The 17361-nt window shown below is 74.5% G+C and carries 14 protein-coding genes and 2 pseudogenes; 4 read left to right on the top strand and 12 right to left on the bottom strand.

The annotated features are described in order from the left end of the window. A pseudogene (locus IH44_RS49865) lies at positions 1 to 82 on the top strand (neutral zinc metalloprotease); the annotation flags it as partial. 43 nt (positions 83 to 125) lie between these two features. Next, positions 126 to 428 (top strand): annotated as a pseudogene (locus tag IH44_RS49860) (methyltransferase domain-containing protein); the annotation flags it as partial. Between the two features lie 181 nt (positions 429 to 609). Here the strand turns inward: IH44_RS49860 and IH44_RS0134255 are convergent. Together IH44_RS0134255 and IH44_RS0134250 are read right to left on the bottom strand one after the other, a co-directional pair. After that, complete coding sequence (locus IH44_RS0134255) at positions 610 to 3159, bottom strand: ABC transporter permease (protein ID WP_030463719.1); 2550 nt, start codon at positions 3157 to 3159, stop codon at positions 610 to 612. A gap of 2 nt (positions 3160 to 3161) precedes the next feature. After that, positions 3162 to 3956: an ABC transporter ATP-binding protein gene (locus IH44_RS0134250; protein WP_030463718.1), complete on the bottom strand. Its 795-nt coding sequence runs from the start codon at positions 3954 to 3956 to the stop codon at positions 3162 to 3164. Positions 3957 to 4108: 152 nt separating this feature from the next. On the opposite strand from IH44_RS0134250, the gene IH44_RS0134245 reads away from it, so the two are divergent. Next, positions 4109 to 4480, top strand: a complete 372-nt coding sequence (locus IH44_RS0134245) for a BlaI/MecI/CopY family transcriptional regulator (RefSeq protein ID WP_107066699.1) — start codon at positions 4109 to 4111, stop codon at positions 4478 to 4480. A gap of 10 nt (positions 4481 to 4490) precedes the next feature. Continuing rightward, positions 4491 to 5459 carry a M56 family metallopeptidase gene (locus IH44_RS49550; RefSeq protein WP_030463716.1) on the top strand — a complete coding sequence of 323 codons (969 nt, stop codon included), beginning with the start codon at positions 4491 to 4493 and terminating at the stop codon, positions 5457 to 5459. Positions 5460 to 5480: 21 nt separating this feature from the next. Here IH44_RS49550 and IH44_RS0134235 read toward each other — a convergent pair whose 3' ends face one another. The 10 genes from IH44_RS0134235 to IH44_RS0134190 form a co-directional block, all read right to left on the bottom strand. Then, positions 5481 to 6830, bottom strand: a complete 1350-nt coding sequence (locus tag IH44_RS0134235; protein WP_030463715.1) for an MFS transporter — start codon at positions 6828 to 6830, stop codon at positions 5481 to 5483. A gap of 111 nt (positions 6831 to 6941) precedes the next feature. Continuing rightward, positions 6942 to 7298: a helix-turn-helix transcriptional regulator gene (locus IH44_RS0134230; protein ID WP_030463714.1), complete on the bottom strand. Its 357-nt coding sequence runs from the start codon at positions 7296 to 7298 to the stop codon at positions 6942 to 6944. An 89-nt stretch (positions 7299 to 7387) separates the two neighbouring features. Continuing rightward, positions 7388 to 8290 (bottom strand): carbohydrate kinase, encoded by a 903-nt coding sequence (locus IH44_RS0134225; RefSeq protein WP_030463713.1) that lies wholly within the window; start codon positions 8288 to 8290, stop codon positions 7388 to 7390. Between the two features lie 70 nt (positions 8291 to 8360). Continuing rightward, complete coding sequence (locus tag IH44_RS41855; protein ID WP_035957262.1) at positions 8361 to 10379, bottom strand: glycoside hydrolase family 32 protein; 2019 nt, start codon at positions 10377 to 10379, stop codon at positions 8361 to 8363. A gap of 73 nt (positions 10380 to 10452) precedes the next feature. Beyond that, positions 10453 to 11451: a glycoside hydrolase family 68 protein gene (locus tag IH44_RS0134215; protein ID WP_030463711.1), complete on the bottom strand. Its 999-nt coding sequence runs from the start codon at positions 11449 to 11451 to the stop codon at positions 10453 to 10455. Positions 11452 to 11549: 98 nt separating this feature from the next. Next, positions 11550 to 12473: a carbohydrate ABC transporter permease gene (locus IH44_RS0134210; protein ID WP_030463710.1), complete on the bottom strand. Its 924-nt coding sequence runs from the start codon at positions 12471 to 12473 to the stop codon at positions 11550 to 11552. 2 nt (positions 12474 to 12475) lie between these two features. Further along, positions 12476 to 13525, bottom strand: a complete 1050-nt coding sequence (locus tag IH44_RS0134205; RefSeq protein WP_081967304.1) for a carbohydrate ABC transporter permease — start codon at positions 13523 to 13525, stop codon at positions 12476 to 12478. 63 nt (positions 13526 to 13588) lie between these two features. Beyond that, positions 13589 to 14887 carry an ABC transporter substrate-binding protein gene (locus IH44_RS0134200; protein ID WP_232795190.1) on the bottom strand — a complete coding sequence of 433 codons (1299 nt, stop codon included), beginning with the start codon at positions 14885 to 14887 and terminating at the stop codon, positions 13589 to 13591. A gap of 135 nt (positions 14888 to 15022) precedes the next feature. Further along, positions 15023 to 16060 (bottom strand): LacI family DNA-binding transcriptional regulator, encoded by a 1038-nt coding sequence (locus IH44_RS0134195; RefSeq protein ID WP_030463707.1) that lies wholly within the window; start codon positions 16058 to 16060, stop codon positions 15023 to 15025. A 105-nt stretch (positions 16061 to 16165) separates the two neighbouring features. Beyond that, a partial coding sequence (locus tag IH44_RS0134190) for a hypothetical protein (RefSeq protein WP_369795030.1) occupies positions 16166 to 17361 on the bottom strand: 1196 nt, incomplete at its 5' end.

Raw genomic sequence — 17361 nt, 5'->3', positions numbered from 1 at the left:
CACGGTGAAGTTCAACGCGGTCGAGGACTCCTCGCTGCAGACCTCCTTCGTGATCGACGACACCGCCGTCCAGACCGGCTGAACCCGGTGAACCGGCCGGGCCCGCCGGTCACCCCGGGCCCGCGGTGAAACGTCGGCCTTCGAGACCCGGTCACGGTCCCGGAGGCCGACGCGGTCTTCCCGCCGACCGGGCGTCAGGAAAGTGGAAAGGGCCGGGAGTCCGGGCCGGTGCCCATCGACCCGCGGCCCGTCGAGTCGCGTTCGCCGCCGCCCGCGACCGGTGGCCCGGGGCGGACATCCGGATCGCGGGGGCGCGCGAACTGCCGCTGGCGGACGGCTCCGTGGACGGCTACCGGGCCGACGAGGTGTTCCACGAACTGGCCGGGCCGGACCGGGGGCTGGCAGAGGCCCGCAGGGTGCTCGCCCCCGGAGGGCGGATCACGCTGGTCGGCCAGGACCGGGACACCTCCGTCATCGACTCCGACGACCCGGCCCTCACCCGCACCATCGTGCACGCGTGCGCGGGCCGGGACCGACCGGCTCTTCCTGGCCCTGCCGATGTTCGTGGCCGCGGCGACCGTGCTGAAGTAGGGCGGCTTGCAGCGGCCTTCAGGCGGCGACGGCGGTCAGGACCCGGGTGCGGGCGGCCCTGGCGGCGGGCAGGAGGGCGGCGGCGAGGCCGGCCAGGGCGGAGGCGGCGAGGACGGCGGCGATGGTGCTCCAGGGGACGGTGAGGGCGGTGATGCCGTACAGGGTGAGGACCTTCTGGCCGGTGACGCCCCAGGCCAGGCCGAGGGCGAGGCCGAGCAGGGCGCCGTGGACGGAGATCAGGACGGCCTCCAGGCGGACCATCCGTCCGATCTGGGCGCGGGAGGTGCCCACCGCGCGCAGCAGGCCGATCTCGCGGGTGCGCTCGATCACCGAGAGCGCGAGGGTGTTGACGACGCCGAGGACGGCGATGGTGATCGCCAGCGCGAGCAGGGCGTAGATCAGGTACAGGACGGTGTCGACCTGTCCGGTGACGGTCTTCTTGTAGTCGGCCTGGCTCTGCACGGTGACCTGCGGGTAGCCGGTCAGGGCCGTTTCCAGGGCGTTCTGGAGGCGCTGCGGGTCGGCGCCGGGGGCGGTGTTGAGGTAGAGGGTGAAGTCCTGGGCCTCGGGCGCGTACTGGGCCAGGGTGTCCAGGGAGACCTCCCAGGTGCCGCCGTCCTTGCCCGCGCCGGCCGGGGGGTTGGTGATCGCCGCGACGGTGAGGGTGCCCACCGCGCCGTTCTGGAAGTGCAGTTCGACCCGGGAGCCGATCGCGAGGTGGTCGGCGTCGGCGGTGGTGCGGTCGATCATCACCTTGCCGGTGGTGAGGTCGGCGGTGGACCCGGCGACGTACTGGGGGCGCACGGCGCGGTCGACGGTGGCGGTGTCGACGCCGGAGACGGCGACCTGGAAGCCGTTCAGGTGGGCGAGGGCGTAGCGCTGGCGGGTGACGGCCGCGACGCCGGGGACGGCCCTGACCTTGTCGGTGACCTCGTGGCCGATCGGGGTGGCGCCGTTGCCGGTCAGCACGTAGTCGGCGCCGAAGGTGGCGTCGACGTCGCGGTCGACGGAGGTGGTGAGCGAGGCGGCGAGCACGGCGACCGCGCCGACCAGGGACAGGCTGATCATCAGCGCGCCGGCGGTGGCGCCGGTGCGGCGCGGGTTGCGGACGGCGTTGAGGCGGCTGATCCGGCCGACCGCGCCGAACAGCACCGGCAGGGGCGCGCCCAGGGTGTGGACGACGAGCCGGGTCAGGGCGGGGCCGAGGACGACCATGGCGAGCAGGGTGGCGGTGATGCCGCCGCCGAGCAGGGCGCCCGCGATCGTGAGGGTGCCGTGGTGGGTGGCGGCGCCGTACAGCAGGCCCGCGCCGATGAGCAGCAGGGCCGTGCCGAGGGCGGCGCGGCGGCCGGGCCGGGGCTCGGGCGGGACGGCGGCTTCGCGCAGCGCGGCCATCGGGGTGGTCCGGGCGGCGCGGCGGGCCGGGAGGTAGGCGGCGAGCAGGGTGACCAGGACGCCGACGGCGTAGGCGGCGGCCGGGGTGGCGGGGCCGATGACCAGGGCGGTGCCGGACAGGTCGACGCCGAAGCGGGAGACGAGCGACGTGAGTGCGGCGGCGAGGCCGATGCCCGCGCCGAGGCCGAGGGTGGAGCCGGCCAGGCCGAGCAGCAGGGCCTCCAGCAGCACGGAGCGCAGCACCTGGGCGCGGCCTGCGCCCAGGGCGCGCAGCAGGCCGATCTCGCGGGTGCGCTGGGCGACGAGCATCGAGAAGGTGTTGAGGATCAGGAAGACGCCGACCAGGACGGCGAGGGCGGCGAAGCCGAGCAGGGCGGTGGTGGCGACGGAGAGGAAGGAGCTGATCTGCTGGGCTGCGGTGGCGGCCTGCTCCTCCTTGGTGGCCACCGAGTAGGCGTCGCCGAGCACGGACTTGACGGCTTTCTGGGCGGCGGTGCGGCTGGTGCCGGGGGCGGTGTCGGCGGTGATGCCGGTGAACTGCCCGGGTTTGCCGAGCAGTTGCTGCTGGGCGGTGGCGGTGTCGAGGTAGGCCATGGTCAGGCCGGGATTGCCGGTGGTGTAGGTGACGGTGCCGACCAGGGTGCCGGGGGCGGAGCCGGCGGGGGTGAGGACCCGCAGCGGGTCGCCGAGGTGCAGGTTCTTGTGCCGTGCGCTGGCCTCGTCGAGGACGATCTCGCCCGCGCGGGTGGGGGCGCGGCCCTGGGCCAGGTGGACCTGGGGGTCGTCGGTCCAGTTCTGGCCGAGGGTGGGCGCGCCGGTGGTGGGGCCGACGGCCCTGCCGTCCCGGTCGACGACGGTGAGGTTCTGCAGGGCGACCTGGCCGCGGGCGGCCCGGATGCCGGGGACGGCGGCGACCTCGGCGACCGCGCCGGCGGGCAGGGTGGGCGTCTCGCCGGAGACGCCGCGGTCCTCGACCTCGGGGACGAACGCCTGCTTGGGCTTGATGGTGAGGTCGGCGGCGGTGGAGCCGGAGATGCCGGCGAAGGCGGCGTTGACGGTGTCGGAGAACACCAGGGTGCCGGAGACGAAGGCCACGCCGAGCAGGACGGCGAGGGTGGACAGGGCGAGGCGGCCCTTGTGGGCGAGGACGTTGCGCAGGCTTGCCTTGATCATCGTCAGCTGGTCCGTCCGGTGCCGTCGAAGCCGCGCATCCGGTCCAGGACCGCGTCCGCGCTCGGGTCGAGCAGCTCGCCGACGGTGCGGCCGTCGGCGAGGAACAGCACGCGGTCGGCGTGGGCGGCGGCGACGGGGTCGTGGGTGACCATCACGACGGTCTGCCCGAGGTCGTCGACCGAGCCGCGCAGCAGGCCCAGGACCTCGGCGCCGGCCCGGGAGTCGAGGTTGCCGGTGGGCTCGTCCGCGAAGACGATCTCCGGCCGCCCGGCGAGCGCCCGGGCGCAGGCGACGCGCTGCTGCTGGCCGCCGGACAGTTCGGCCGGCCGGTGCTTGAGACGTCCGGCCAGGCCGACGGTGTCGATCACCCGCTCCAGCCAGGCCGGGTCGGGGGCGCGGCCGGCGATGTCCAGCGGGAGGGTGATGTTCTCCAGGGCGGTGAGGGTGGGCAGCAGGTTGAACGCCTGGAAGACGAAGCCGATCCGGTCGCGGCGCAGCCGGGTGAGCCTGCGGTCGTTCAGCGCGGTGATCTCGGTGTCGCCCAGGAAGACCTGCCCGGAGGTGGCGGTGTCCAGGCCCGCCAGGAGGGGGGCACCTCCCAGCCCCCCTCGGGGCTGGGGGAGCATCAGGGTGGACTTGCCGGAGCCGGAGGGCCCCATGACGGCGAGGAACTGCCCGGCGGGGACGTCGACGTCGACCGCGTCCAGCGCGGTCACCCGCGTCTCGCCGCGCCCGTACGCCTTGGTCAGCGCCTTCGCGCGGGCCGCGGTGGCCTGCGGCGGGGCCTCGGCGGCCATTGCTGTGCTCACGGCACGTCCTCCCGGGTTCACCGCCCGGCGCGGGGTTCGGGGCGCGGGCGTGGCAGACTGCTGGATGGGCAGGAACTTCTACGGTGGAACGTAGAACTTCTACGTGGAATGTAGAAGACGGCGCAGGAGGCGACCAAGTCATGGACGTGCACGAACCGGCTCCCGGGCGGGGCAAGGGCGAACTGGAGGCCGAGATCCTCGCCGCCCTGCGCGCCGCCGCACCCCGGGCGCTGACCCCCGGCGAGGTGCAGGAACGGGTCGACGACCGGCTCGCCTACACCACCGTCGTCACCGCCCTGACCCGCATGCACGACAAGGGCCTGCTGGAACGCGCCAAACGCGGCCGGGCCTTCGCCTACACCGCCGCCGCCGACGACTCCGGCCTCACCGCCCGCACCATGCGCCGCACCCTGGAGCGCGGCAGCGACCGCGAAGCCGTGCTCACCCGCTTCGTCGACGAACTCTCCGACGCCGACGAGGAGTTCCTGCGCCGGCTCCTCGACGGGAAGTAGGGCCTGCCCGGTGCGCGTCGCCGTCTACCTGCCGCTGCTGCTGCCCCTGCTGGCGGCCCTCCTCGCCCCCCGGGCCGGCGACCGGCTCCCGCCCCGCGCGGCGACCTGGCTGCTGACCACCGGCGCACTCGTCCTCGCCGCCGCCAGCACCGCCGCCCTCGGCATGCTCGCCGTCACCGGCCTGATCCGCATCCCCCTGCTGGCCCGCCTCGCCCACCACCACTGGTCGGCCACCGCCGCCCAGCACCACGACCCCGCCGCCCTCTCCGTCGCCGCCCTCGCCGCCCTGGCCCTGGCCGTCCTCACCGCGATGGCCGCCACCATGCTCCAGCGCCGCATCCGCACCCTCGCCGCCACCGCCCGCGAAGCCGCCTGCCTGGCCGGCCGCGACCAACTCGTCGTCGTCGACGACCCCGCCGCCGAGGCGTACGCCATGCCCGGCCGCCCCGGCCGGATCGTCGTCTCCACCGGCATGCTCGGCGCCCTCGACGACGCCGAGCACCAGGTCCTGCTCGCCCACGAACGCGCCCACCTGACCCACCGCCACCACCTGTTCGTCGCGCTCGCCCAACTCGCCGCCACCGCCAACCCGCTGCTGCGCCCGCTCGCCGCCGCCGTCGGCTACACCGTCGAACGCTGGGCCGACGAGAGCGCCGCCGCCACCACCGGCGACCGCGCCCGCGTGGCCCGCACCATCGGCAAGGCCGCCCTCGCCGCCCGCCGCACCGGCGCCCGCACCCGCGTCCCCGCCACCGCCCTGGCCCTCCTCGGCCGCCTGCGCCCCGGCCCCCGCCCCGCCCTGGGCCCCGTCCCGCGCCGGGTCACCGCCCTGCTCGCCCCCGCCCCCGGGGGCCGCACCTGGACCGCCACCGCGCTCGGCGGCCTCGCCGCGCTCACCGTCCTGTGCGCCGCCGAGGCCGCGCACGACCTCGAAGCCCTGCTCGAACTCGTCAAGCACGCGGCCGCCCGGGGCCGCTGAGCCCCGCCGCCCGGCGCTCCGTCAGGCGGGCCGGGGCCAGTGCCGGTGGTCGCGGTCGATGACGTAGCGGTGGTCGTGGGACCAGGCGCCGGCGGGGGTCGGGCGGGCTGCGGCGAGGTGGGGGTGGCCGGCGGGCAGGTCGGTGTGGACGTGGGGGAGGGCGTCGGGGTCGTGGCGCGGCCACAGCGCGGTGGCGCCGAGGGCGGCGGCGAGGGCGACCGCACCGAGGACGAGGGCGGTGACGGGCAGCCCGGCTCCGGCGGCGAGCCAGCCGGCCAGCGGGTAGGTCAGCAGCCAGCAGGAGTGCGAGAGGGAGAACTGGGCGGCGAACGCGGCGGGCAGGTCGGCGTCGGTGGCCGAGCGGCGGATCACGCGGCCGCCCGGGGTGAGGACGGCGGAACTCGCGGCGCCGATCAGGGCCCAGGCCGCGAGGAGGGCGATCCAGGCGGCGCTGCCCGGCGCGGCGGCGGTGATCGCGGCGGTGGCGGCGAGGACCGCGGGCAGGGAGAGGGCCGCGGGCAGCATGACGGCGCGGTCGCTGACCCGGGCCAGGACCCGGGGCAGGACCAGCGCGGTGAGCATGGAGCCGGCCCCGTAGGCGCCGAGGGCGAGGGAGACGGCCCCGGCGGGGCGGTGGAAGTGCTCGCGGACCACGACGACGGTGTCGACGAAGACGATCGCCCCGGCGGCGGCCACCGCGAGGTCGAGGGCGATCAGCGCGCGCAGCCGGGGCGTGGCCCGGAACAGGCGGGAGCCGAAGGCCGCGTTCCCGTACGCGCCGCCGGTGCGTTCCGCCCGGGGGGCCTTGGGCAGGACGGCGGAGACGACGAGGGCGGCGGAGGCGAGGAAGCCGACGGTCGTCCCGGCGAACAGCCAGTCGTAGGGGACCAGCGTCAGCAGCACCGCCGCGAGGGCGGGGCTGAACAGCGACTCCAGGTCGTAGGCGAGCCGGGACATCGACAGGGCGTTGGTGTAGTCCCGCTCGGCGGGCAGGACCTGGGGGATGGTGGCCTGGAAGGTGGGGGTGAACGCGGCGGAGGCGGCCTGGAGCAGGAAGACCATCAGGTAGACCTGCCAGACCTGGGTGACGAACGGCAGCGCGAGGGCGACGCCCGCCCGGGTGAGGTCCGTGGCGACCATCAGCGCCCGCCGGGGTATCCGCCCCGCCAGCGCGCCCGCGACCGGCGCGATCGCCACGTAGGCGACCATCTTGATCGCCAGCGCGGTGCCCAGGACCGCCCCGGCGTCCGCGCCGGCGAGGTCGTAGGCGAGCAGGGCGAGTGCCACGGTGGCCAGGCCGGTGCCGACGAGGGCGACGACCTGGGCGCCGAACAGGTGGCGGTAGGTGCGGTTGCGCAGCACGGAAAGCATCGGCCCGTCCCCGGTTGGAAGGTGGCGTGACCCCACCAGGGTAATCAACATGTGCGCATGGATGCACATGTTGATGCCGAAAACGGGCCGCGGACGCCGCGGCAGGGCGGGTCAGTCGTGCGGGGGCAGCGCGCCGAGCTGGTGGTCGGCGACGTTCAGCGCCTCGTCGACCAGGCGGCGCAGGTGGCCGTGGCGCAGCGAGTAGACGACGTGGCGGCCGTCCCGGCGGGTGGCGACCAGCCCGGCGAGCCGGAGTTTCGCCAGGTGCTGGCTGACCGAGGGCCGGGCCGCGCCCGTCGCCTCGACCAGCGTGGTGACGTCGGCCTCGCCGCGCCCCAGCCGCTCCAGCAGGGCCAGCCGGGTCCGGTCGGCGAGCAGCGCGAGGACCGCGGCGGCCGTCTCCAGGCGCTCGCCGCCGGTGTGCTGATGCGAGTGGGTGGCAGCTGCGACCTGCGCGCGGTTGTCCATCCGGCCATCGTAGGCCGGTCCCGGGGGCGCGCGGGTGCGCGGGTGCGCACACGTCGCCACGAGTCGCGACGGGCCGGCTCCGCACCCGGCTACGCGGACCCGGCGGCGAGTTCGGCGGTCGTGGGCGGATTGGCTCCGGCGCGGGAGACGGTGATGGCGGCGGCGGTGGCGGCGGTCCGCAGGGCGGAGGCCACCGCGTCGAGGGCGGGCCGGGGGTCGTCGAGGGTGGCGAGGAGGGCGGCCATGAAGGAGTCGCCGGCGCCGACGGTGTCGACGACCGTGGTGGGCGGCGCGGGCACGGTGGTCTCGCCGGCGGGGGTGAGGGCGAAGGCTCCCCGGCTGCCGCGGGTGACGACGACGGTGGCGGGGCCGAGGGCGAGCCAGCGGGCGGCGCTGTCGCGGACCGGGATGCCGGGGTAGAGCCAGGCCAGGTCCTCGTCGCTGGCCTTGACCAGGTCGCTGAGCGCCACGCAGTGCTCGACCGCGGTGACGGCGGCCGGGTGGTCGGCGAGCAGGGCGGGGCGGACGTTCGGGTCGTAGGAGACGGTGGCGCCGGCGGTCCGCGCCGCGCGGAGCAGGCGGCGGGCGACCGCCGCGCCGGGTTCCTGCACGGAGGCCAGCGAGCCGAGGTGGACGTGCCGGGCGCGCGGCGCCGGGGTGGGGGCGAGGGTCCAGCCGACGGCGAACTCGTAGGAGGCGCTGCCGGCCGGGTCGAGGGTGACGATCGCGGTGGGCGTCGGTCGGTCCTGACCGTCCGTCAGCACGGTGACGCCGGCGGCGGCCAGGTGGTCGCGGATCAGCGTGCCGTACGGGTCGTCGCCGAGCTGGGTGAGCAGCGCGGTGCGCCGGCCGAGCCGGGCCAGGCCGTAGGCGACGTTGGCGGGGCTGCCTCCGGGGTGCGGGCGGTCGGGGCGGCCGGGGGTGCGGACGATGTCGGCGACGCACTCGCCGATGACGAGGAAGTCGGTGTCGGCGGGGACGGGTTCGGGCATGGTGCCGGGCTGCTTCCGTGAGGGGGTGGGAGGGGCGGGCGGCGCACCGGGTGCGCCGCCCGCCCGGTGGTCAGTCGCTCAGGGTGGCCTGGTCGACCATCAGGTGCCCCCAGGCGCCGGTGGCGTCGTCGAGGACCTGGAGCTGCGCGGTGCGGCCCTGGAGGTCGGTGAGGTCCCAGTCGACGGGCCGCATGGTGCCGCTGTCGTCGCCGGTGGCGGTGCGCACCGGGCGGCCGTCGACCAGCAGGTTGACGCTGGTCGCGCCGGGCGTGCCGAGCGGGTGGTCGCCGCCGGCGAGGAGCAGGTGCAGGTGGGTGCGGTCGACGGTGAAGGCGGGCGAGGTGAGGGTGCCGGTGGCGCCGTCGCGGCCGGCGAAGGTGTCCAGGACCGCCGCTCCGACCGAGCCGGGGAGCTGTTCGGCGGTCGGGGCGGTGCCGGCCAGGTCGCCGGTGCCGGTCCAGCCGGGGGCGTACGCGCCGCCCTCGAAGTCGGCGAGCAGCCGGGCGGGCCGCTGGGAGAGGTCGGGGTACTCGGTGACGGTGAGGTGGGCGAAGGTGGCGGCGCCGCCGCTGGTGAACAGTTTCAGCCCGTCGTCGGCGGGGTCGGCGAACACCTCGTCGGAGTGGACGCGGCGGCCGTCGTCGACGAAGTACTCGACGCTGGTGCGGTCGACCAGGACCGTGAGGTGGGCGGTGGTGCGGGCCGGGTCCCAGGGGGCGTGCGACTCCAGGTGCGAGCCGTCCGGGGACGGGTTCCCGGTCCGGCCGCGGTTCAGGTAGCTGTAGTCGTGGTGGATGCCGGCGTCCGCGTGCCGGGTGCCGTCGGCGGAGACCCGCAGTTGGACGCCCAGGTTGTCCAGGGCGCTCCAACTGACGTCGGCGTCCAGGCGGTACGCGGTGCCGCGGTAGGGCAGGGTGGTGAGGCCGTTCACCTGCACGGTGCCCAGGTCGGTGACCTTCGCGGCGTGCTGGTCGAGGGCGGGCGCGGGCCGGGAGGCCAGCGCGTAGCCGTCGGCGTAGTGCCGGAGGGAGAGTTGACGGGTGATCGCGTCGGTGCCGTTGAAGCCGTCGGCGGCCCAGGTCGGGGTGGTGTACGGGTAGGTCCAGTTGTTGAGCCAGGCGGTGGCGTACCGGTGGTCGAGCGGGGCGGCGGGGTCCTCCCAGGTGACGCCCGCGTACCAGTCGAAGCCGTGGTCGAGCCACTGCGGGGCGGCACGGTCGGGGGTGAACGCGGTGCCGTCGAAGCTGCCGGTCCAGTACGCGTAGGTGTTGGGGTCGCCGGTCAGGTAGCCGTTGGCGCTGGCGCCCATCACCCAGTGCACGGTGCCGTCGTCGGCGCGGAGCCGGAACAGGTCGGGGCATTCGAGGGTGCCGAGGCCGGAGTTGTCGTACGAGGACGCCCGGGTCCAGGTCTTCAGGTCGGGCGAGGTCCAGAAGCTGATCCTCGTGCCCTCGGCGAGCAGCGCGACCCAGCGCTGCCGGTCGGCGTCCCAGACCAGCTTGGGGTCGCGGAAGTCCTTGCGGCCGCCGTTGGGCAGCACCGGGGTGTCGCCGTACGGGCGGAAGTTGCGGCCGCCGTCGGTCGAGTACCAGAGGAACTGGGCCTGCGGGCCGGAGGCGTCGGCGATCTCGGCGGGGGTGGGGTGGTCCATCTGGGTGACCATCATGACCACGGCCCCGGCGCCGAACCCGGCGGTGTTGCCGGTGTCCACGACGGCCGAGCCGGACCACAGGTCGTAGTTGGCGTTGGTCTTCTTGGGCGCGGCCACGCCCTGGTCGTGGAAGGCCACGTTGTCGGTGCTGGTGGCCTGCCGCCAGGCGGTGCCGACGGCCTGCCCGTAGTCGGCGTTGTAGAGGTAGTAGGAGTGGAACGCGCCGTCGAACCAGACCGGCCGCTGCGGGTCGTTCTTCCAGTGGTCGGGCACGGTGAAGTGGTAGACGGACCGGTAGCTGTCGGCCGCCCGGGCCGCGGTGGGGGCCGCGGGTCCGGGGGCGACGGTGGCGGCGGCGGTCAGGACGAGGCCGAACAGGGCGGCCAGGCCGAGCCGCAGGGTGCGGCCGGCCCGGTGGAGCGGGGAGCGCGGGGTCATGCTCGGACTCCTGGGTGGGGGAGGGGAGGTGGCGCGGGGTCGGCGGGCGTGGGGGAGGGGAGGTGGCGCGGGGTCAGTGGACGAGGGCGCGGGGGCTTCCGGCCGTGGTTCCCGCGGCCGGCGCTTCGACGGTCAGCCGGCGGCCGTCCCAGGCCACCGGCATCGGGTCGCTGACCCCGCCCGTGAACGCGCCGTCGGGGCCGGTGTGGTGGAAGCCCAGCAGGACCCAGGAGCCGTCGCGGCGGCGGACCAGCTTGCCGCTGTAGTAGCGGTCGTCGGTGACCTGCCGGGCGGCGTCGACGTCGAACGGGCCGAGCAGGCTCCCGGCGGGGGCCGCCCAGATGCCGCCGCGGGTGCCGGTGGCGCGGCGGCGGTCGGAGGCGTGCTCGGCGAGGCAGGAGAAGAGCAGCAGCGGCTTGCCGTCGACGACCTCGGTCTGGGTGACTTCGAGCTGGCCGAAGCCGTGCGGCGCGGGGGCGGACAGCGGGGGGCGCAGCTCCCAGTGCCGCAGGTCGGGGGAGACGGCGTGGCCGACCACGCCGCGTTCGAAGGCCGGTCCGGTGGTGGCGCGGGCGGTGATCAGCATGTGCCAGCCGTCGCCGTCCGGGTCGGGGAACACCCAGGGGTCGCGGAAGGCCTCGTCGTGCCACTGCCCGGCGTCGAGCGTCTCGTACCAGGCGGGGTCGGCGCTCAGCACCGGGTTGGCGCCGGCCTTGTGCCAGGTGGTCAGGTCGGTGGAGGTGGCGTAGCCGATCCGCTGGACGTTCTTGCCGCCGGCGGCGCGGGTGGAGCCGGTGTAGAAGAGGAACCAGGTGCCGTCGGGGTGCCGGACCACCGAGCCGGTCCAGGTGGCGAGGTCGTCGAAGGCGGGGGCGTCGGCGCGCACCAGCGCGTCCGGGACGCGGGTCCAGTTCTCCAGGTCGGTGGAGACGGCGTGGCCGATGGAGGCGCGGTAGTGCCGGGCCTCCGGGTCGTGCAGCGCGCGGGAGGCGTACAGGAAGAACAGGTGGTGCTGTTCGCCGTCGTCGGCGAACCAGAAGTCCCAGACCCAGGAGTCGGGCAGCGTGAACATGAGGGCCTTTCAGGGCAGGGCGCGCGGACCCTCGGCCGCGGCGGGCGGCGGGGTCGGCGAGTCGTCCGGAGGGGAGGAGGGGAAGGGGGGCGCGGGGGTCAGCCCTTGACGCCGCTCGCGGCGACGCTGCTGACGAAGGAGCGCTGGAAGGCGAGGAAGACCACCAGCACCGGCAGGGTGATCATGGAGGTGTAGGCCATGATCTCGCCCCAGGCCGGGTTGTCCTGGAAGAAGTACTGCATGCCGACCATCACGGGCCGCAGCTTCTCGTCCTGGACCACCATGGTCGGCCACAGGTACTGGTTCCAGGCGGGCAGGAAGGTCAGGATCGCCACGGTGGCGAAGGCCGGGCCGGACAGCGGCACCACGATCCGCCGGTAGATGGTGAACCAGCCCGCGCCGTCGATCCGGGCGGCCTCGTCGAGCGAGGTCGGGATGGTGGAGAAGTACTGGCTGAACAGGAAGATCGAGAAGGCGTTGGCGACGAACGGGACGATCTGCACCTTGTAGCTGTTCAGCCAGCCGATGTCGTACACCACGGCGCCGTCCTGGAACAGCAGGGTCGGCAGGTGGGCGACCCAGTAGACCAGCGGCACGGCGATGGTCTCGAACGGGACGATCAGGGTGGCGATCACCACGCTGAGCACCAGGCCGCGGCCGCGCCAGCGCAGCCGGGAGAGCGCGAAGCCGGCCATCGAGTTGACGACCAGTCCGAGGCCGACGATCGCCACCGTCACCAGCAGCGAGTTGAGCAGGAACCGGCCGACCGGCACCCGGTCGAACACCGCGCCGTAGTTGTGCAGGCTGGTGTCGCCGACCGGGAGGAAGGCCCGCCAGCCGCCGATGTCGGAGAGGATCTGCCCGTCGGGCTTGAGGCTGGAAACGAACATGAACACCAGCGGGAAGAGGAAGAACACCGCGAGGCCGACCAGGACCAGGTAGGACCAGACCCGGCGGCGCCGGCGCAGCTGCCGTTCGCCCGGCTGGGTGCGCGCCCGCGGCGCGCGTGCGTTCTCGGCCATGGTCAGTCCTTGTCGCGGGTGAGGTGGCGCTGGATCAGCGCGATGACGAGCACGATCACGAAGAACAGCAGCGACAGTGCCGAGCCGTACCCGATCTGCTGCTGGCGGTAGCCGGTGAGCACCGCGTGGTAGACCAGCGTGGTGGTGGAGTCCACCGGGCCGCCCTGGGTCATCACGTCGATCTGCACGAACAGGCCGAGCGCGGCGATGGTGATGGTGATCAGGACGAAGATCCTGGTCGGGCGCAGGCACGGCCAGGTGACGTCCTTGAACTGGCGCCAGGCGCCGGCGCCGTCCATCCGGGCCGCCTCGTAGAGCTCCTCCGGGACGGTCTGCAGGCCGGACAGCCAGATCAGCATGTGGAAGCCGACGGCCTGCCAGACGGACAGCACGATGATCGCGAACAGCGCGGTGCTCGGGTTGTTCAGCCACGCGGTGCCCTGCCAGGCGCCGAGGGTGACCGAGTCGATGAAGGAGTTGATCAGCCCGTTCGACTGGTACATGAACTTCCACAGGATCGAGACCACGACGATCGAGGTCACCACCGGGATGAAGAAGATCACCCGGAACGCGGTGACGCCGCGGATCTTCTGGTTGACCAGCAGGGCCAGCAGCAGGCCGAACCCGGCCTGCACGGGCACCACCACCGCGGCGAAGGCGAAGGTGTTGAGCGCGGAGCGGAAGAAGGTCGGGTCCACGGTGAACGCGCGGACGAAGTTGTCGAGGCCGACGAAGCGCAGCGGCTCCGGGGAGACCAGCCGGGCGTTGGTGAAGGACAGGACGAAGCCCAGCAGCACCGGCACGACCAGGAAGGCCAGCAGCAGCAGGATCGCGGGCGAGGCCATCGCCAGGCCGGCCCTGGCCTCGCCGCGGCGGGCCGCGCCCGGCCGCTCGCGCCGGCGCCGGGGAGCCCCGGTGGCGCCCCGGGCCACGGGGTCGGAGGACGGGTCGTTGCGGCCGGGGCCGGGGGACGGGCCGTTGCGGCCGAGGTCGGAGGTCTGGTCGTTGCGGCCGGGGTCGGCCGGGGTGTCGAGGCGGAAGGTCGCCGTCATGGGGTCACGCCTTTCCGGCGGCCGGGCGGCGCGCACGCCGCCCGGCCGTCGTTCGCCGCTGCGTCAGTTACCGGTGCCGTAGCCGTTGTTCGACTTGATGTCGCTGTCGACGGCCTGCACGGCGGCGTCCAGCGCGGACTTGACGTCGGCACCGTTCATGATGTCCTTGGCGGCCTTCTCGAAGCTGCTGGAGACCACCGGGTAGCCGGGGGTGGCGGGCCGGGCCAGCGCGAACTTCTGCGACAGCACCGCGAACTGGCGCAGCTCGCCGTTCGCGCCGAAGTACTTGGAGGCCGCGGTGGCGCTCGCGGTGGCGGGGATGACCACCTGGCTGTCGGCGAAGTCGGTCAGGTACTTGTCCTGGAAGCTGAACTCCAGGTACGCCCGGGCCCCTTCGGACTGCGCCTTGCCGCAGCCCGCGGAGATGCCCCACTGCCAGGAGCCGCCGCCGATCTTCGGGCCCTTGCCGAAGTCCACCGGCGGGAGGATCAGCAGGTCGGAACCGACCTTCTCCAGCGCGTCCTTGGCGTTCCAGACCCCGGTGTAGCTGAGCGCCACCTTGTCGTCGATGAAGTTCTGGTTGCCGACCGGGCCGTCGCTGTTCGCCCAGCCCTTCTTGAACGCCTGCTGGAACCAGGTGAAGAAGTCCACCGCCTCCGGCCCGTTCAGCGCGCCCCGGGCGGACTCCATGGTGCTGCGGTCCAGCTCGTCGCCGCCGGCGCTCTGCAGCATCGGCGCGTAGGCGTAGCTCCACCACTCGCCCTTGTCGGCGGCCCCCAGGTCCAGCGGGGTCCGGTAGCCGGAGTCCTTCAGCCTGCCGACCGCGGCGTCGAACTCGGCGCGGGTCCACGGCCGGTCGACGGTCGGGATGCGGATGCCGTTCTTCTCCAGCACCGACTTCCGGGCGAAGATCGACAGCGCCGCGTCCCAGTAGCCCGCCGAGTACACCTTGCCCCGGTACGTGCCGACGGTGGTGGGCAGCAGCGAGTCGGTGAGGCTGCTGGGCAGGCCGAGCGGCTGCAGGTAGCCGGCCCACGCCCAGTTCGGCATGATCGGGCCGTCCATGTCGAGCAGGCAGGGCAGCTTGCGGGCGGCGGCGGCCGCGGTCACGGCGTCGTTGTACGAGCCCTGCGGGAAGTTCTGCTGGACGACCTCGTACTTGTCCTGCGAGCCGTTGAAGTCGTCGATGATCTTCTTGTAGACCGCCAGCTCGCCGGGGTTGCCCGCCGAGTGGGTCCACATGGTGATCCGGGTCGGCCCGCCGCCGGCGGACGCGCCGTCGTGGCTGGCCTTGGCACAGCCGGTCAGCGCGACCGTACCGAGCAGGCTCGCCGCTGCTACCATCGCGAGGGGATTGCGCACAGGGGGTCCCTTTCCGGGAACCGACCGCCAAGTCGGCCCCGCATGAACGGCAGCGCCAACTGCCGTGTGGTTGCACCAGCCGGACGGCAGCGCCAACTGCCGCGTGCTGGGAGTACTGCGAGGTGTCCGCCGCCGCTACCGGCCAACTCCCGGGGACGGCGGCGGACCCACGGAGTCCCGGCGGATGACCGGGCACTCCATCCGGTGCGGTTCGGCCGGGTCGGCCGTCCGCTCCCTGAGCGCCACCTCCATCGCCCAGCGCCCCATCTCGTAGTGCGGCAGGGCGACGGTGGTCAGCGGCGGGTCGAGTTCGGCGGCGATCAGCTGCTGGTCGTCGTAGCCGACGACCGACAGGTCCTCGGGGATCCGCAGGCCCCGGCGGTGGGCCGCGGTGTAGGCCCCCATCGCCATCCGGTCGTTGAAGCAGAACAGCGCGGTCGGCCGCCGGTCGGCCGGCAGGTCGAGCAGCTCCTCGGCGGCGGCTCTCCCACCCCCCGCATCGGTCTCGCCCCGCACGTGCAGCGCCGGGTCGGGCTCGATGCCCGCCTCGGCCAGCACCTGCAGGTAGCCCTGGTGCCGCAGCACCGAGGCCACCACGCCGCTGCCCTCCGGGGCGTCCAGGTAGGCGATCCGCCGGTGCCCGGCGGCCACCAGCTCCCGGGTCGCCGCCACCCCGCCCTCCCGGTCGTCCGGCACCACCGCCGGCCAGTTCCCGCTCGCGGGGCGGCAGTCCAGGAAGACGCTGCCCTCGGCGAGACCCGCCGGGGCGTCCACCACCTGGTGCCACATCCGGGCGTAGATCATCGCGTCGACCCGCTGCCCGGTCAGCGCCTCCACCGCCTGCCGCTCCTGCGCCCGGTCGCCGTCGGTGTCGACCAGCACCACCAGGTGCCCGTGCTCGCGGGCCGCGTCGTTGGCTCCCGCCAGCATCCGGCCGGCGAACGGCGTGGTGGCGATGGTGTCCGAGAGCAGCCCGATCATCCGGGTGCGCTGCGTGCGCAGGCTGCGGGCCACCGAGTTGGGCGCGTAGCCGATCGCCTCGGCCGCCTCCCGCACCTTCGCCTGCGTCTGCGCCGAGATGCGGTCGCCGCCCGCCCCGCTGAGCACCAACGACACCGTCGCCGTCGACACCCCTGCCGCGGCGGCGACATCGGACATCCGCACCCGTGCCATGGCCGTCCGCACCTCGATCCCGCTCTGTTTAATCGATTAACCGTCGGGAAGTGAGTATGCAATCACGCCGATACGCGGTCAAGGGGATGTCGGGCCGGCGTTACCTCACCGCAACGCGCCCGGCAGCCCGCCCGGGCCCGGCGCCCCGCGGAACGCCGGGTAGCCGGGCAGCTCGGGCGCGTCCCACCCCGCGGCGAGTTCGGAGAGCAGGAGCCGCACGGTCGCGGTGAAGGCCGGGTGCCCCGGCAGCCGGAGCGCGCTCGTCCAGCGGTGGCGCAGCACCTGGCGGCGGGTGGGCACCGGGCGGCGGGTGCGGTGCATCGGCCCGTCCTCGGGCAGCGCCCGGCGGAGCAGGTGCAGCGTGGAGTCGACCGTCCAGACCACGGCCGCCCGGGCAATCCCGGCTTGCCAGAGCGCCTCCTCGGCGAGGTCCGGGTACCGGGTCACCACCTCGGCGCGGTACGCCTCCTCGGTCCGCCGGGCCAGGCCGGCGGGCAGCCGGTAGACGCACCAGCAGCTGGAGAACGGCATCCGGCAGTAGGCGGCGGTCAGGAAGACCGACTGGTAGCCGGACGCCTCGAAGTCGAGCAGCCGCAGGCCCTGCGGGGTGATCAGGTTGTTGTCGGGGCAGGTGTCCCCCGGGGTGAAGCCCGGGTACCGCTCGCCGTCGGCGGTGCCGACCGCGGCGAGCTCGTCGGCCAGCCCGGGCGGGGCGGTCAGGCCGCACTCGGTGAGCAGGCCGAGGAAGGCGTCGGCGTTCTGCCGCTGCCACGGCTCGTCCTCCCAGCTCGGCAGGCCCTGGCCGTGGCGCTGCCAGAGAGCGGCGAACTCGGCGCGCCGCGGCACCGAGCGGGCCGCCAGGCGGCCCAGGCCGCGGGCCCACTCCAGCAGGCCGCGCTCGGCGGCCTTCGGGTCGGTGCCCAGCAGCAGGTCCGCCAGGGTCGGCGCGTTCCCCAGGTCCGCCATCACCAGCAGCCGCCGTTCGGCGTCCGCGGCGAGCAGCTCGGGCCCGGCCAGGCCGAGCGAGAGTCCGGCGGCTTCGCCGGTGTACGCGCGCAGCGCCTCGGGCTCGTCCGCGAACGCCTTGACGATCACGCTGCCGCCGGTGGCCGTCCGGCAGCGCAGTACGGTGCTCCGCGGGCTGCCGCCGAGGTCGACCGGGTCCCGGAGGGGCCGGCCCAGCAGTGCGCCCGCGGCGCGGATGATCTCGTCCATCCCGGCATCCTGCCAGCCCGCCGCTCCGGGCTCACCCGGTTTGCGCTCCGGCCCGGGGCGGGCGGGCGGGCGGGCCGGGGCGGGGC

It is taken from the genome of Kitasatospora sp. NRRL B-11411, assembly GCF_000721345.1.
Lineage (GTDB): Bacteria > Actinomycetota > Actinomycetes > Streptomycetales > Streptomycetaceae > Kitasatospora > Kitasatospora cineracea.
Note: the sequence above shows the minus strand (reverse complement) of the source record. Positions and strands in the feature narration are given on the sequence as shown.